Source organism: Xanthomonas sp. NCPPB 4467, assembly GCF_041475665.2.
Classification (GTDB): domain Bacteria; phylum Pseudomonadota; class Gammaproteobacteria; order Xanthomonadales; family Xanthomonadaceae; genus Xanthomonas; species Xanthomonas dyei.
Window position 1 is genome coordinate 4132584 of record NZ_CM191260.1, and the last position, 16918, is coordinate 4149501.

Here is a 16918-nt window from a genome sequence, read left to right on the forward strand (position 1 = left end):
ACCGACCATCTCGACAAGTCCTTGCCCGCCCTCGCGGGACCTTTGGCGGCATGGATGCCGCAAAAGAGCTACAGGGACATACTTGCGGCGTGTCCTGCGATGGCGGGCGGGCAAGTGCCCAGCCAAGTCGCAGATCTGCAGCTCCAAGACTTCACCACGGATTGAGTGCAACGTCCTCGGCCAAGCCACCAGCCAACCAGCGTGCCTCTCTCATCAAAGCATCGCCGATCGGGCCGCCATCCCGCACAACAAAAAACAGCGACGCGTGCCATCACGCGTCGCTGCCGGAAGTGACGTTATCGCGCGGTGCGTTTAGAAGTCGTAACTCAATGTCACCCGGCCCGAGCGCGGTGCCTGGTAGGCCACGACCTGGTCCCACAGCGGGTTGGTGGTGTTGTCGGGCAATTGCGAGAACGGGTAGATGTTGGTTGCGGTCTGCTCGTTGGTGATGTTGAACACTTCGAAGCGCAGCGCCAGCTTGCCGTCGGCGAATGCAGGCTTGTAGGTCACGCCCATGTCGAGCTGGGCGATCCAGCCCAGGCGGCCCTGCGAACCGGGGGGCGATGCACTGCCAGTGCCGGTTTCCGGGTTGTAGCAGTAGTGGTACGGCCCGCCAGTGATCGCACTGCCGCCATAGCCGGCCGGATCGCGGCCGCTGTACTCGGTGCCGTAGTAGTTGCCCAGGCAGTTATGCGGCGCGCCGGAGATCAGGCTGAAATTGGCCGAAGCGCCCCACTGCGGATTGAACTGGTAGAAGCCGAACAGCTTGAGCTGATGACGGTGGTCGTTGGATTGATCGCCGTTGAAGTGCTCCATCAACGCCGCATGGTCCCAGCTCTGCGTGGTCGACACCGAGGCCTGGCCCTGATAGCTGCCCAACGCGCCGCCGGTGCGCCACAGGTCCGAACGCACCTGGCCTTCGGTGGTGCCGTAGCTATGCGACCAGACGTAGTTGACCTTGGCATACCACTGGCCGTCGAACGGACGCTCCAGGTTGAATTCCACCGCCGAATAGTTGCGCTTGAACTTCGGGAAGCCCGCCGCCTCACGGCTCACCGACACTTCGTGGAACTGGCCATCGGTGCCGATCACGCCCCAGGTATTGGTCTGGCCCGGATTGATCAGCGATGCACCGGCCACTTGCGAGAAGTCGATGGTGACGCCTTGCGCCGCCGCGGCGTTGATCAGCGCCGTGTTGGAGACGTCGTAGTTCTGGTCGTCGATGCCGGCATTGAGACGACGATGCGTGCCGCGCACGCCCAGCACCCAGCCACTTTCGAGTTGCTTGGTAAAGCCGAGGATGACCTCGTCCTGATTCTCGCCTTCGATGTCCTTGGCCACCGCGGTGCGCACATCGGCGATGCGGCCGAAACGCGAGTTGGCCGACACCGCAGAGCCCAATTGCTGCGCCAGCACCGGCGTACCATCGGCATTGATGCCGCTGTAGGTGAAGTAGGTGTCGGTGGTGGTGGCCGGGGTGAACAGGCTCACCGCCGACAGCGGCAGACCGAGGTAATAACGACCGAGATTACCGAACACCTTCAGGCTGGAATCGCCGTTGACGTCCCAGCTGAAGCCCAATCGCGGTGCCCAGGCATTGTCCACTTCGATATATGGGTCGCCGAACGGGGTGTAGTTGGTGAACTCGTCCTTGCGCAGGCCGATGCTCAACAGCAGGTTGTCGGTGACCTGCCACTTGTCCTCGATGTAATAGGCGCGTTGCTTGGCCTCGTACGAGTACAGGCTGGTGTTGATATTGCGCACCACGTAATAACCGCTGGAGCCGTTGACCGGATCGACCAGGCCCGGGCTTGGTGCGCCGATGCCACCGGCTTCGTTGGCCGACTGGCTGACTAATCCGCCGGTCGCCAGTCCGTTGGGATCGTTGGTCTGGCCGTAGGTCCACGCAAAGCCGGGGCCGGACAGCACCGAGCCGACATCGATGCCTTCGGACTTCTGGTTGTCGATACCGAAGTTGAGCGTGTGGTGGCCGAGACGCCATTCCAGATTCAGGCGCTGATTGTCTTTTTTGTACTCGCGGTCGGGCGAGCTGACCGAGGTGACCAGCTGGTTGCCGATGCGTGGTGTGCCGCCGGTATACGCCGGGTTCTGCAGTGCGGCGCTGTTGATGACAGGGCCACCAGCGGCGTCGTAGTTGAACGGAGTCAGTTCGTCGGGCGTTGTCATCTTGCCGTACAGCGCAGTCACGGTGAGGTTATCGCCCAGGTAGCCGGTGTACTTGCCGGTGAACAGCGTGGGGCCGGTTTTCCAGGTGGATTCATCGGTGAAGTAGCTGCCGCGCTCGCGCGCCAGATAGTCGTAGCGATAGATCGAGCCGTTGGTTTCTGCCTTGTCGCTGGCACCGGTCACCTCGATCAGGTGGTTGTCGGTGATGTTCCAGTCCACCTTGGCGTACCAGCGCTTTTGCTTGTAGTCGTAGTCGGTGAGGCCACCGGTGCGGCCGTTGTCGGTGTCGCGATTGGTGCCCACGCGCACGCCGTCCGAATCCACCTGCTCGGCGGCCAGGAAGAAGAACAATTTGTCCTGGATGATCGGCCCGCCGACGTAGGCGCTGTAGGTGGTCTGGTTGGCTTCGGCCTCGCTGGCCGGCTGGTACAGGCCGTTGGCCGCTCGCGCGTAGCGGTAAGCGGCGTTGTTGACGGTACTGCCCTGGCTGTCCGGGCGCCAGTAGATATCGCGCTGATTGGCGCGCAAGCCGTTCGGCTCCCAGATGACCGCTGCGCCGAACTTCCATTCGTTGGTGCCGCGCTTGCCGATCTGGTTGATCACACCCCCATTGGCGCGGCCGTATTGCGCGCCGTAGCCGCCGGTGAAGATTTCCTGCTGGTCGATGGCGCCGTACGGCAGGGTCAGACCACCCAGGTTGTTGCTGATGGTGGTGGTGTTGAAGCCGTTGAGGTAATACGCGTTTTCGCTGGCGGCAGAGCCGCCGAAGCTGGGCAGCGAACCACCGAGCGGGCCATTGTCGAAGCCGCCGCTATTGACCACCACGCCCGGCGCCAGCAGCGCGATCGCCTCGGCGGTGCGGCCCAGCGGCAGTTGCTGCAGCTGTTCGGCGGTGATCACGGTGCGCGTGTCCACACTGCTGACGTCGATGGTGGTCAGGCCGGCAGCGGTGACGGTGACGCTGTCCATCGTCTGCATACCGCTCCCCGCGGCGTTGGCGGCGGCAAACGACACATCGGTGTTGGCGCCGACGGTGATGGCCACGTTCTCGCGGGTTTCCACCACCGCGCCGTCGCGCTTGACCGTCACCCTGTAGGTGCCCAACGGCAGATTGCCGGCGGTGTAACGGCCGCGCGCATCCACCGGCACTTCGCGACTGAGGCCGCTGTTGTTTTCCACCACCACGCTGGTGCCATTGCCTTGCCCCACGCTGCCGACGATGCTGCCGGTGGTCGACTGCGCGTGTGCACTGCCGATGGCCGCAACCAACGCCAACGCCAAAGCACGCTTCTGGATACTACGGTTCATGCGTTCTCCCCAAGATGGAAACTGCCGGCAACGCGGCTAAATGAACGGGGCCAACGGCCACCGCAATCACACTTTCTGAACATCGGCAGCGGGGCGCCAATGACCGCACGCCATCAGCTGATGCCCAAACTGTCGATACCGTCGCGTTCGATCATAGGCAGCCAAGTTCCCCTACCCGGCGGCTCCGACGGGTAGGGGAGCCTCTGCCGGGTAGGCGCGCGCGGCCGCAGGCCTGACAATGGCGGACGCGATGCCCGCTGCCGGGCATCGATGCCCCCCATCGGTATTCCTCAAGGATCTGCGCGCATGAATCACACCCGCTCCCACGCCCTGTTCGCCCAGGCGCAGACGCTGTTGCCCGGGGGCGTCAATTCACCCGTGCGGGCGTTCAAGTCGGTCGGCGGCGAGCCGTTCTTCGTGGCGCGCGCCGATGGCCCGTATCTCTATGACGTCGACGACAACCGCTACATCGATTACGTCGGCTCGTGGGGCCCGATGATCGCCGGCCACAACCACCCTGCCGTGCGCGACGCGGTGGAACGGGCGATCCGCGATGGGCTGTCGTTCGGTGCGCCCTGCGCGGCAGAAGTCACCATGGCCGAAACCATCACCCGGCTGGTGCCGTCGTGCGAGATGGTGCGCATGGTCAACTCCGGCACCGAGGCCACGCTGTCGGCGGTGCGGCTGGCGCGCGGAGCGACCGGGCGCAATCGCATCATCAAGTTCGAAGGCTGCTATCACGGCCACGGCGACTCGTTCCTGGTCAAGGCCGGCAGCGGCATGCTGACCTTGGGCGTACCCACCTCGCCAGGCGTGCCGGTGGGCTTGAGCGAGCTGACCGCCACGCTCAGCTTCAACGACTTCGAAGGCGCCACCGCGCTGTTCGACGAGATCGGCGCCGACGTGGCGGCAGTGATCGTCGAACCGGTGGTGGGCAACGCCAACTGCATTCCGCCGCTGGCCGGCTACCTGCAGCATCTGCGCACGCTGTGCACGCGGCATGGCGCGCTGCTGATCTTCGACGAAGTGATGACCGGCTTCCGCGTGGCACTGGGGGGCGCGCAGGCGCTGTACGGGGTGACGCCGGACCTGACCACCTTCGGCAAGATCATCGGCGGCGGCATGCCGGTGGGCGCGTATGGCGGCCGTCGCCACCTGATGGAGCAGATCGCTCCGGCCGGGCCGATCTATCAGGCCGGCACCTTGTCGGGCAATCCGGTTGCGATGGCGGCGGGCCTGGCGATGCTGGAGCTGGTGCAGGAGCCAGGCTTCCACGCACGTCTGAGCGAGGCCACCAGCGCGCTGTGCGAAGGCCTGGAAGATGCCGCCCACGCCGCCGGAATCGCAGTCACCACCAATCAGGTCGGCGGCATGTTCGGGCTGTTCTTCACCGACGAAATCGTGGACAGCTACGCGCAGGCCACTGCGTGCGACACCACCAGCTTCAATCGCTTCTTCCACGCGATGCTGCAGCGGGGCGTGTATCTGGCGCCGTCGGCGTACGAAGCCGGCTTCATGTCCAGCGCACACGATGCGTCGGTGATCGACGCCACGCTCGCGGCAGCGCGCGAGGCATTTGCCGAAGTGGCACGCTAAGCGCGCCTGCGCCGATACGCGTTGCCACAGTGATCGCCGGCGGTGGCCAGCCCACGCCGGCGATGGGCCACGGCATCGACGCCACACTTGCAGTTGCAAGCGTTGAGGCGCTGCTGCAGGCCGCGGGCATCGCCTACGTGGCACGCGATGCATCTGCACGCGGTGAGCCTGTACTGCCCATTCGCTTCAGCCGCTCTAAGCGGACGTGCCTGGTTGCCCAGTGGCACCGGAGACAACTGAAAAGGCTCCGCAGCGCCCGCGCGGCGATGCGAACCGCAAGTAACCGGCCGGGGCTCGCGGAGCCGCCGACGCGCGCTGGCTGCGATGAATAGGCGCTGCCACGTTCCAACCCGTCCGCACGGAACAGCCCACCAGGGCGAACGGTGCTTGACCCAGCGCACAGCCTGCACGCTCGCCTGCGACGGCGACGGCGACGGCGACGGCGACCGCAGTCAGCCCCAGCACGCTTTGCTTTTGTCTTGCGGCTGTCATACCTTTCTGAAAGGTGCTCACGGATGGGCATGGGTGGGGACCCTCGAAGCAGCCGATCCGTCGTTGTCGCCGTCGCGGCGACATGCCGGCCGTCGCCGCTGTTTCACTCTGGTTGTGCAGCGTGTCGAGCCGGCGCGCTGCTGACGCTTGTCAGGGCCGCCCTCGCCTCATGCTCAAGCCTGTTGCGTTGCTCACCCCGCGCCCGTCGCCATCGCGCGACCACGCGCTTCCCGATTGGCTGCTTGCCAGCAAACTGGATCCGCCATTGCCGCGCCCGGGTGCGGTGGTGCGCGAGGTCTTGCTGACGGCGCTGGATCAGGCGCAGCTACGCCCGCTCACACTGCTGCTGGCCCCACCTGGGTTCGGCAAGACCACACTGCTTGCGCAATGGCATGCGCGGCGGCGCGCACACGACGATGCGGTGGCGTGGCTGTCGCTGGATGAAGAAGATGCCGATGCGGCGCGTTTTCTTGACCATCTTGCGCTGGCGCTGCAGTGTGCCGGTGCCGATCCGGCGCTATGCGCCAGCGTGATGCACAACCGCGACCAGGACCCACGCGATGCGGCCACCGTGTTGATCCGCGCCCTGCGCAGCGCACCGCGGCGTATCAGCGTGATCCTCGACGACTACGACCGGCTCGGTCACGGCCCGGTCGATGAGCTCGTGTTACGCCTGGTCGAACACAGTGGCGGGCGCCTGCATCTGTTGCTCGCCACGCGTCGCGTGCCGGCGTTGCCGCTGGCGCGGCTGGATCTGCAGGCGCACCTCAGCCGCCTTGGCAGCGTGCAACTGGCACTGGACAACGACGAAGCGCGCGCGCTGCTGGGACCGCACATCCCCCCACCGGTGGTCGACGAGCTGTTGCGCTACACCGAGGGCTGGCCGGTCGCCCTGCATCTGGCGCGACTGTGGCTGGAAGGCGATGCGCAACGTCAGCAGGAGGTCGCCGCACGTTTTTCCGGGCGCAGCACGCAGATTGCCGCGTATCTGGCCGAACAGGTCGTCAACGATCTCGATGCCGACACGCGCGATCTGCTGTTGCGCACCAGCCTGTTAGAGCGCGTCAACGCCGCCCTGGCCGACGCCGTGCGCCAACGCGACGACAGCGGCCGGCTGCTGGCGCGGCTGGACCATTTCAATGGCCTGCTGGTGCCGCTGGATGGCGAGCGCGAATGGTTCCGCTATCACCCGTTGTTTGCCGATTTCCTGCAGCAATGGCTCGATCGCGACCATCCCGGCCAGGCCGTGCAACTGCATCAGCGCGCGGCGCGCTGGTTCGGCGAGCACCAGCATCTGGCCGACGCCGTGCGCCATGCCGCGCGTGGCGAGTGCGGCGACCTGGCTGCCAGTTACATCGCGCGCGCCGGCACCTGGCAATTACTGCTCACCCACGGCATGCATGAAGTGCGCGCGTTGCTGCGCCATTTCGAGCACCGCAGCATCCGCGACACGCCCGCACTGAATCTCACCCAGGCGTATCTGCATCTGAAACTGGGCGAGTTCAGTCATGCGCGCCTGTTGCTGGAACGCTTCCGCGATTTCCCGGCCGCCGTGCGCGAGCCGCTGCAGCGCGACTACACCGTGGTGGTGGCATTGCTGCGCGACCGCCTGGACGAGATCTGCGGCAATCCGCATGGCCTGACCCAGATTGCCGCACAGGCGAGCGCATTGGACGAAGACGATCATCTGGGCCGCGGCACCTTGCTGTGCATCTGCGCTACGACTGCGCTGGCACAGGGCGGGTTTGCCGTGGCCGAACGCTATGCCATGGGCGCGCGCGATGCGATGCACCGCGGCGGCAGCGATCTTGGCGCAGCCCAAGCGCTGCTCTCGCTCGGCCAGAGTTTTTTCTACCGTGGGCGGCTCGGCGATGCCGAAGCCTGTTATCGGCAAGCGCTGAGCTGGTGCGCACGCACGCCGCAACTGGACCGTGTGCTGGAAGCGGCCGGCAACTGTCTGCTCGCGCAAGTGCACTACGAGCGCGGCCACCACGACGATGCTGCCGACCTGCTGCATCCGGCGCTGGAACTGCTGGAGCAGCACGACGGCGGCGTGGACGTGCTGGCGGCCGCCTACGACACCGCGCTGGGCCTGGAACGCGTGCGCGATCACAGCGGGCGCAGTGCGCTGGTGTTGCTTGAGCATGTCGAGCAGATCGCGCATGGGCGCAAGCTGGGGCGACTGTCCGAGCTGGCGTCGGCATGGCGCTTGATGTTGCTGCTGGAGCACCCCGGCAACGCCGCAATCGATGTGGTGATCGCGCGCACTGGCGGCGAGTCCGGGCTGGCGCACACCCTGCGCTCGGCGCATCGCTGGCGCGATCGTGCGGCGATGGGCTTCGCATTGGCCCGTTGGCATCGCCTGGCCGGGCGCAGCCATACGGCGCTGACCATTCTCGGCCAGATCGAGCAGGCTTGTCTGAGCAGCGATAACGCCTGCCATCTCGCGCGCACCCGCGCCCGCATCGCGTTGGTGCTGCAGCAGCGCGGCGAACTGCTCGCTGCCCTGCCGCACTTGTACAGCGTGCTGGATCATGTGGCGCTGACGCAGAGCTGGCAGGCGATCGTCGAGCTCGGCTTGCCGGCCAAGGCGATGCTGCGTTCGCTGCGTCAGCACGACCCGCACACCGTCGGCGGTACCACGCGCGCATTGACCATCCAGGAGCTGCTCGAACGCCTCAGTGGTGACGACGATCCCGCCAGCGATGTGTTCAGCGAACGCGAGTTGGAAGTGCTGGCGCAACTGGCGCGCGGTTATTCCAACAAGCAGATCGCCCGCCACCTGCACCTGTCGGAAAACACGGTCAAATTCCATCTGAAGAATCTGTATCGCAAGCTCGACGCGCGCAGCCGCGAAAGTGCCTTGGCGCAGGCGCTGCAGCGCGGAGTGTTGCGCGGCGAGGACACGCAGCAGACATCGGATACGCCGCCGCATTGAGCGGCGTGCGCATCATCATGCATCGCTGATGCGCACGCCTGTGATCGCGAAGAACAATCACGCATGCGTGGCGATGCGGTGGCTGGCTCCTGATTGATACAGCTGCGTCAACGCGGCGAAGGGCGCTGGAGACAGGCTCCACGCGCCCCAGCATCACCCAAACTTCAACGTGCCTTTCATCATCGCCCAGTGCCCGGGGAACGAGCAGAAGAACGTGTAGGCGCCGCCCTTGGTAAGTTTACTGGTTGCAAAGCTGACCGTGGTGCTTTCGCCGCCACCGACCACCTTGGTATGCGCGATCACACGCGCATCGGCCTTGGGCAGATAACTGTCGGCAATGGTCGAGCGCACACCGGCATTGGCCACCGCCTGGAAATCTGCGGACTTGGTCAGCACCCAGTTGTGCCCCATCACCGTGGCGGCCATCTTGCCGGCGTGCTTGAGCGTCACGTCCACCTGGGTGCAATCGGGTGCAATCGTGATGGCGCTCTGATCGAACTTCATCTGGTCGTTGCCGGTGATGGTCACCGCGCAGGTCCGCGCCCAGGCCGAGGGCGCCATCGCTATCAAGCCAATCACAGCAATCGTCGAAAACAGCTTCAAGGCAGTCCTCCTGCAATAAGAAAGCGCGGTATGTGCAAGCGACCGACGCTCGCGCCTGCGCCAGTACGGTCAGAGTACCGCCTTGCCGTTGCCAATGCAGTGCTGCGCCGCCGCACGATCCACTGCACGCGGCGATCGAGATGCGCCGACGCTAACCGTCCAGCGCATCAGGCGACCGCCGCGCCGACAGGATCACCATGTGCCAGTCGCGCAGACGACCCTACGCATAGCGGAAGAAGTCCCGCATTGGGTCGTGCACATCGGCTGTGGCCTGCGGCAGCGGCAGCGGGCCGCGCTTGCCGGCCATCACCTGCACAAACGCCTGCTTGAAGCGCGCCATCTCCGCCTCGGTCCCCACCGTGATCCGCGACCAGGTGGGCCATACCGGCCAACTGCGGCCGATGAACACGCCAAAGGTCGCCATGTCGTCCTTGAAACCTGCTGCGGGCCGCTTCACATCGACCATGAAGCAGTTGCTCTCCGATGCCGTGCAGGCATAGCCCTGCTGACTGAGGAAATCGATGACGTCCTGCCGCGTGGCTGCAGTGCGTGCACGGCGCTGCGGCACCAGATCAGGATCGCGCAAGCTGGCCAGACCTGCAGCGGCCGCCGTCACCGGCAAGCTATTGACGCTGTAGAACATCAGCTTGGCAAGCAGCTCCGGGCGCGCGGCTGCATAACCCAGCCGGATGCCGGCCATGCCGTAGAGCTTGGAAAAGGTGCGCAACACCACCACGTCCTCGCCGGCAGCGACCATATCCACCACGCTGCGGGTGCTGCGCGCGAAGTGGATATAGGCCTCGTCCACCACCAGCACGCTGCCCTTGGGCTTGTGCGCCAATGCGTACTCCAGATCCTTGCGTGCGGTGACCGAGCCGGTGGGATTGTTGGGGTTGCAGATGTAGATCACGCCGGCATTGGCGTCGGCGGCGCACATCGCCTGCACGTCGTGCGAAAAATCCTTGCGCAATGGCACCTTGATCAACGTAGCGCCATTGCGCGTGGCAGCGCGCCACCCCGATTCGTAGGTCGGGTCGGCAGTGACCAGCGCGGCACTGGGCGAGGTGAAGGCCAGCATCGTGTAATCCAGCGGCTCGGTAGAACCGGCATAGGCCATCAGATGGTTCACCGGCAGCTTGAGCTCGGCCGCCAGCGTGGTCATCAGTTCCATCTGCACCTCGCGCAGATAGCGCCCGCCCTGCGGTGCGATCTGCGCAATGGCCCTGACCGCTGCTGCGGACGGGCCATCCGGAAACTCGTTGGAGCCGATCATCACCGGCGACAGCGCGCTGGCGGTGGGCGGGGTGATGGCGGTCGTGCGTTCGGCGGCGCTGGCAAGCAGCGGCAATGCGCCGGTCCCGGCGGCACCGGCAAACAAGGCGGAATCACGCAGGAATCTGCGACGCGATACGGCGGTCTTCATGGCGCTCTCCAGCAAGGCAACGACGCAACTTCAAGGACGCACGGCGACCACTTCGATCTCCACCCGATACAGCGGATTGCCCAGCGCGGCAATCTGGAAGGCCGAGCGCGCCGGCAGATTGGGCTGTTCCTTGGTGCCGAAGAACTGACGGTAGCCTTCCATGAATCCGTTGAAATCCATCTTGCCGCCCATCGCCGGGTCGCCGACCAGAAACACCTGCATCTTCACCACATCGCCCATGCCCAGGCCGAGCGATTTGAGCTGGTCCTGGATCTGCTTCAACACGCTCACCGTCTGCGCCTTGGTGTCGCCGTAGGCGGCCGCAGAATCCTTCGGCGCGCTGGTGTCCACCACCGCAGGCACTTTGCCGCTGACATACACGGTGGCCTTGCCGGCGGGTATTTCCACCGCCGCGGCAATGGGGAAATCGCTGTTGGGAATCTTGTGGCGAATCACCTCGGCAGCAGTTGCAGCGCTGAGGCCTGCAGACAACACGACGGTAGCGACGAGGGCATTGACGGCGGGACGGAACATGGCAACTCCTTGGAAGAAAGAATCAGTGGCGCAGCAGTTTGACGTCGTCGGCGGTGACACGCTCGGCATGGTCGTTGCCGAAATGGGTGCGCACATAGCTCACTACCTCGGCCACCTGACGATCTGTGAGCATGTCGCCAAATCCCGGCATGCCGGCATTGCCGTCCAGCACCATCATGGTGACGTAGGGCGCGGCCGCCAGCTTGGGGTTATTCGCAAGCGCCGGGTATTCGCCGGCGCCTTGCGCACCGCTGCCGGCCGGCATATGGCAGCCCTGGCAGACCGCGCGGTAGACATGCTCGCCGGAGGCGGTGGCGAACCCCTTTTGCGGATACAGCGCCGTGGCGTCGGAACTTTGCGCCTGCGCATCGCGCAGACCGGGCGGAAGCAGCGCAGCGCCGATGACCAGCGCAACGGCCGCAGCACACATACGTGGCAACAGACTCATGCGCGACCTCCCCCGGCAAGGACCTTGCGATGCAGGCGGCCGACGACATCGTGCGCCGACAGGATCGCGCCCTCCTGCCAGGCCGGGATATAGGACACGTGCTCGCCCGCCAGCGCCAGGCGGCCGTCGATCTGACAAAGCGGCTCGTAATGTTCGGCACGCGCCTGCTCGCTCCACATGCCGAAGCAGCCATGCGTGAACGGCACGCGATGCCAACCGACTGCAATACCGTTTTCGAATTCGCGCGGATATTGCGGGTGCAATTGCGTGCCGTATTCGACGGCCTTGCGCACCCGCTGCTCGGGACTCATCGAAGTGAACTGATAGGCATCCAGCCCCCACACGTACGCCCCGAGCAGCACCCCCTTGCCGGCGCTGTGATACCCGGTGCTGGGATAGCTGATCAAGGTGATCGGCAGATCGGTGTAGCTGATGCCGCCGTAGATGGCCTCGTCCTCTTCCCAGAAACGTCGTTTGAATTGCAGGCCCACCTTGACCGACGCGGCATACGGCACCTTGCCGATCGCGGTGGTCATCGCGTCGCTGGCGGTGGTGGGAATCCGGCTGAGCACCGACAACGGAATCGTGCAGATGCACCAGTCCGCACTGGCCAAGCGTTCTTCGCCACCGCGCGTGGCGTCCTGCCAGGACACGCGCACGCCGCTGCCGTCCTGATCGATCTTGGTGACCTTGGCGTTGTAGGTGATGGCATCGCCGAGCTGGCGCGCGAACGCCTTGCCGATCTGGTCCATGCCGCCCACCGGCTGAAACATGGTGGTCTGCATTTCGTAGTTGTTGCCGGCCGCCAGCGTGGTCCACAGCCGCGAACGCAGCACGTCCTGCACGCTGAAGGGATCTGAGAATTCCGGTTTACCCGACAAGCCACCACCGGGGTAGCGCGCAAAGCCACGCCGTTCGCTGCTGTCCTTGCCTTTGACGTAGCCGAAGTTGCGATCGAGCGCGCCCCAGCTGCGTAGCGATTCCAGCAGCACTTCCTGATCTTCGCGGCTGACTGCCGTATCCAGTGCGTGCTGCTGTGTGCACTTGGCCAGCAACTCGGAGACATGGCCCTTGTAATCGGCATCGATCGCGCGGAACCGCTGCGGCTTTCCGCCGAAGCCGTTCTGGCTATGCAGCAACGCGTTGAAGTTGACCTGGTTGAAGGCTTCCAACGCCACACCGAACTGTTTGCAGTAACCCAACACCGCCTTGTGGTGATGCGGAATGCGCCACGGCCCCGGATTGAGATACAACCCATCGTCGAACTGGCAGTGCTGCGTGGCACCACCCAGTTCCGTATAGCGATCGCCGCCGCGCAGCGTCCAGTTACGGCCACCGGGGCGGCCGTTGTATTCCAGCACCTGCACGCGATACCCGGCCTTGCGCAATTCGAAGGCCGCGGTCATCCCGGCCAAGCCCGCACCCAGAATCAGCACCGATGCACCCTTCGGGTCGCCATCCAGCTGCAATGGCCCTGTAAAACGCGATTCGGCCGCCATGCCCAGGCTGCTCATCGCCTGATACATCATCGCCCCGCCGGCGGTCATGCCGATGCGCGCCAGCAATTGCCGCCGCGTCATCGCCCCAGTGTGATTGCCTTGCATCAACGCACATCCCCTGCATGTCATGGACAGTCGCGCGGCCGGCCGCACTGCCGGCCGCGTCGATCACTCAAAATCGGTAAGACAGGCTTGCGAACAGCTGGCGCGGTGCGATCAGCTGGTACGAGCCAGAACTTTCGTTGGGAAACACCGCGCCGATCGCATCGTCCTTGTCGAACAGGTTGTAGGCCGACAATTGCAAGCGGCCACCGGCAAGAAAGCCAGCATCGCCGCCTTGATACCCAACGCTGCCGTTGACGATGAAGGTGGCATCCACCTGGTCGGTATTGCGCGTGTCGCCGTAGCGCTTGCCGGTGTATTTGGTGTCGAGGTTGGCGAAGAAGCGCTCGCCTTCCCAACCGCCGTTGACGCTGAACATCACCTTGGGCGCATCCGGTACGTCGTTGCCTTCCACCTGCACCAGCGCGCCGCTGACCGGGCCGAAATAGTTGTCCTGGAACTCGGATGTGTTCCAGGTCAACGATGCACCGAGCCGCCAGCCCGGCGCCGGCTTCCACATACCAGACAGTTCCGCACCATAGGTCTGCACGTCGCCGACGTTGGCGTACACGGTGGGCGCCACCACCAGCGGGTCCGGGTCGGTCAGCGCGATGATGCGGTTGGAATAATCGATCTTGTAGGCGGCCAGATAACCGCTCCACTGCGTGGATTCGGCACGGATACCGATATCGATGTTGGTGGATTCTTCCGGCGCGATATCCGGATTGAACGCACCGGAGGTCAGCGCCAACCGCGGCGCGGAACTGAAGTTTTCCGCGTAGTTGGCAAACACCTGCACGCCCTCGGCCAGCTGGAAGCTGGCACCGACCTGTGGCTGAAACCAGTCGCTGTTCTTGATGGTCACAGCGCGGCGCACACCGACGTTGAAGTCGTCCAGATTGGCGATCCCGTTGTAGTCGCGTTTGACATCCAGCCCCTTGGCACCGAACTCCATCGTCAACCGATCATCGAGCAGGCGCAGCGTGTCCTTGACGTAGAGCTGTTTCACCTCGGTAGAGAAGTGGTTGTCGTAATAGATCACGATCGGCAAGGCGTTCTTGAGCAAGGCGCCGGTGGCCGGGTCCAGGTTGTACAGCGGGCGCACCTGATCGAAGTCATAACTCTCGTACCAGGCGCCCACTTCCAGCTTGTTGTGCTCGGTCTCCCACGCCACGGCCGTGGTCAAACCGTAGCGATCGCCGCCCATGATTTCTTCGCGGCGCGTCATCGCACCGACGCGGGTGACAGTGCCATCGGCATCGACGATCTGCGGGTCGTTGATGGCGATATCGGTGCGCCCTGGGGTACCGGCAATCGCATCGTTGTACAACCCGGTAGCGGTACTCGGCGGCGTGCCGCCGACACCGTAGCCGTGCTTGTTTTCGTAGTAGCCGGTGAAGGTGACGCCAATGGCGTCGTTGAACATGAAATCGCCGTGCAGGCTGAGCAGCGAATCGCGGCGGCCGTTCTGCCATTCGCTGTAATGCTCGGCATCCACTTCCGGATTGCCGGTGATGCGTTCGTGCAGATCCCACGACACCGAACCGTCGGAGTTGTACGACTGCACGTCGTAATCCTTGCGGTTGTTGTAGATCCAGCCCAACGTCAGGCTGCCGGCATCCCAGGCCTGGCGCACCTTGGCTTCGAAGTGATCGCTCTTCTGCGTGGCCGGTTCCATGTCCCACACACCGCCCTGCGTACGCGATGCGGAGATGTACGCGCTCGGCCCGCCTTGCCACCACTCCGGCGTATCCAGACGGATAAAACTGCGCACCAGATCGTCCGAGCCGATGGTCTGGGTGAGATTGCCGCTCCAGCTATCGCCGCCCTTGGGTGGCAGGCTGGTGTAGCGGATCGCACCACCGAGTGCGTGATAGGAGGGCTGGGTGACATCGCCCGAGCCGGCGGACACCGTCACATCGAGCAGGTTTTCGCTGGAGACGTAGCGCGTGATCGGCCCGCCTTCGCGGGTGTCGAAGGTTTCGATCGGAATGCCGTCCAGCGTCACGCCGATCTGGTTGGCGGAAAATCCGCGGATGGTCATCGAATCGCCGAACTCGTACAGCCCGAACGGATCGGTGGTCTGCACATTGACGCCGGGCAGACTGGCCAGCAGCTGTTGCGGCGCCACGCCCGGTACCTGGGCCTGGATCTCGTCCATCGAAATGGAGGCGGTGGTGCGCGTGGAGCCGGTGCCGACCACGCTGACCGCATCCAGGGTGCGCGCCTCCTGCGCCAGTGCCGGCAGGCTGTGCGCGCCGGACATCAGCAGGGTCATCGAGGCGAGCGCGCGACGACGCGTGGCGGCGGTGAGAATGGCGGCCATCGCGGTCGCCAACTGATCGGTATTCAAGCGCTTAGGCATGCAATCGACCCCCTGGAAGATGGTGCGTGTTGAGTGACCGGACCCGCTCCCCAAGACCGGCTGATACCGCACATGCGGCATGGATCGACCATACCCAGCGAAGTTGCGCCGCAGACGCGGTGCGGAGGGTAGGGTCTGCGCGTGCGGGTAGGTTCTTACCGAGATAGAACGTTTGAATCCGTAGCGAACATGCTCAGGTCGGTCTGCTTGTGCAGGCGCCAGGCGTTGGCGATCAGGCGTTCGCGCGCGCCATGCGCGGGCGTATCGAGGTCGCATGCCGCGCGCCTACCCGTTTGCGCGTATCCGCGCATAGCAGATCCCGCATGCTTGCGATGCGGCGGCAGATCGACAACGCTGCGTGCCCACCTCATGAGCACACCCATGCCGTCTGCACCCCCGTCCTTGCTGCTGCTGGATTTCGATGGCGTGTTGGCCAGCTATTCGCGTCCGCGCCGGCTGGCCGCATTGGCGACTGCAGCTGCATGCACGCCGCAGCGCGTACAGCAGGTCCTGTTCGAACAGGGACTGGAGCGTGCCTACGATGCCGGTGAGCTCGACACGCAGGCCTATCTGACGCAATTGAGCGACGGGCTTGGACTTCCGATCGACCGCGCCACCTGGATCGCGGCACGCGTTGCAGCGTGCCGCGCAGACCCCGCGGTGGTGGCGCAGGTGCTGGCGGTGTCGGCGACGACCGCGGTGGCGGTGCTCACCAACAACGGCCCGCTGATGGCCGAGGCGATCGCACAACTGGTGCCGTCGCTGTTTCCGTTATTGCAGGGCCGCGTGCTGTGCAGCGGTGCGCTGGGCGGCAGAAAACCGCAGCTGGAGGTGTATCAGCGCGCGCTTGCGCAGCTAGGTGCGGAACCGGCACGCACCTTGTTCGTCGATGACCTGTTCGTCAACGTCCGCGGCGCCCGCGCCGCCGGACTACATGCCGATACCGTGCGCGATGCCCGTGCATTGCGACGGGTGTTGAAGCGGTATGGATTGGGGTGAGATGGGGAATGGGGAATGGGGAATGGGGAGTCGGGAGTCGGGAGTCGGGAGTCGGATCAGCGTTCGGCGACCTGCGTGAGAAATCAACCATTTGCCGAGCGGCCAGCGGTGGCTACATCTGCACGCGAACACGCTGCCGAGTACTGCGCCACCCGAGTGGACGCACGCTGGCCAGGCTACGATGGATCAGGCCGAGCACGCGATTATCGAAGTCACCCGCCCGCGTGCGTGCACTCCTCCGCGCACGCGCGAGAAAACACGGTCAATCGTGCACAAATACGCAACCAGAGCAGTCGCAGCAAAACCCAACTGCACCAACTAGCCCCTCTCCCGTCGGGAGAGGGGTTGGGGTGAGGGTACGGTGTTGCGATACAGGGCCGTCACCTAGACCCCGCCTTACGCAATCCACAAACGCACCCGCTCA

General features: G+C 64.8%; 10 protein-coding genes. 3 read left to right on the forward strand and 7 right to left on the reverse strand.

Annotated elements, in window-relative coordinates:
* Positions 1-312: 312 nt before the first annotated feature.
* A complete protein-coding gene (locus ACCQ06_RS18030; protein WP_316688551.1) occupies positions 313-3495 on the reverse strand; it encodes an outer membrane beta-barrel protein in 3183 nt (1060 codons plus the stop codon).
* Positions 3496-3801: 306 nt separating this feature from the next.
* Here ACCQ06_RS18030 and hemL point away from each other — a divergent pair, with 306 nt between their 5' ends.
* A complete protein-coding gene (gene hemL / locus ACCQ06_RS18035; protein WP_316688552.1) occupies positions 3802-5091 on the forward strand; it encodes a glutamate-1-semialdehyde 2,1-aminomutase in 1290 nt (429 codons plus the stop codon).
* 661 nt (positions 5092-5752) lie between these two features.
* Positions 5753-8521, forward strand: a complete 2769-nt coding sequence (locus tag ACCQ06_RS18040) for a winged helix-turn-helix domain-containing protein (RefSeq protein WP_316688553.1) — start codon at positions 5753-5755, stop codon at positions 8519-8521.
* A 153-nt stretch (positions 8522-8674) separates the two neighbouring features.
* Here ACCQ06_RS18040 and azu read toward each other — a convergent pair whose 3' ends face one another.
* The 6 genes from azu to ACCQ06_RS18070 form a co-directional block, all read right to left on the reverse strand.
* Positions 8675-9124: an azurin gene (gene azu, locus ACCQ06_RS18045; protein ID WP_316688555.1), complete on the reverse strand. Its 450-nt coding sequence runs from the start codon at positions 9122-9124 to the stop codon at positions 8675-8677.
* A gap of 220 nt (positions 9125-9344) precedes the next feature.
* Positions 9345-10547: a pyridoxal phosphate-dependent aminotransferase gene (locus ACCQ06_RS18050; RefSeq protein WP_316688557.1), complete on the reverse strand. Its 1203-nt coding sequence runs from the start codon at positions 10545-10547 to the stop codon at positions 9345-9347.
* Positions 10548-10577: 30 nt separating this feature from the next.
* A complete protein-coding gene (locus ACCQ06_RS18055) occupies positions 10578-11081 on the reverse strand; it encodes a RidA family protein (RefSeq protein WP_228324620.1) in 504 nt (167 codons plus the stop codon).
* Positions 11082-11103: 22 nt separating this feature from the next.
* The gene (locus tag ACCQ06_RS18060; protein WP_316688559.1) at positions 11104-11529 is read right to left on the reverse strand and encodes a c-type cytochrome; all 426 of its coding nucleotides are present in this window, start codon (positions 11527-11529) and stop codon (positions 11104-11106) included.
* Positions 11526-13133 carry a flavin monoamine oxidase family protein gene (locus ACCQ06_RS18065; protein ID WP_316688561.1) on the reverse strand — a complete coding sequence of 536 codons (1608 nt, stop codon included), beginning with the start codon at positions 13131-13133 and terminating at the stop codon, positions 11526-11528. The genes ACCQ06_RS18060 and ACCQ06_RS18065 overlap by 4 nt, the downstream gene beginning before the upstream one ends.
* Before the next feature lie 67 nt (positions 13134-13200).
* Positions 13201-15483, reverse strand: coding sequence for a TonB-dependent receptor (locus tag ACCQ06_RS18070; protein ID WP_316692663.1), 2283 nt, complete (start codon positions 15481-15483; stop codon positions 13201-13203).
* A 393-nt stretch (positions 15484-15876) separates the two neighbouring features.
* Here ACCQ06_RS18070 and ACCQ06_RS18075 point away from each other — a divergent pair, with 393 nt between their 5' ends.
* On the forward strand, positions 15877-16494 hold the full coding sequence (locus ACCQ06_RS18075; RefSeq protein ID WP_316688562.1) for an HAD-IA family hydrolase: 618 nt from the start codon (positions 15877-15879) through the stop codon (positions 16492-16494).
* Positions 16495-16918: the final 424 nt, after the last annotated feature.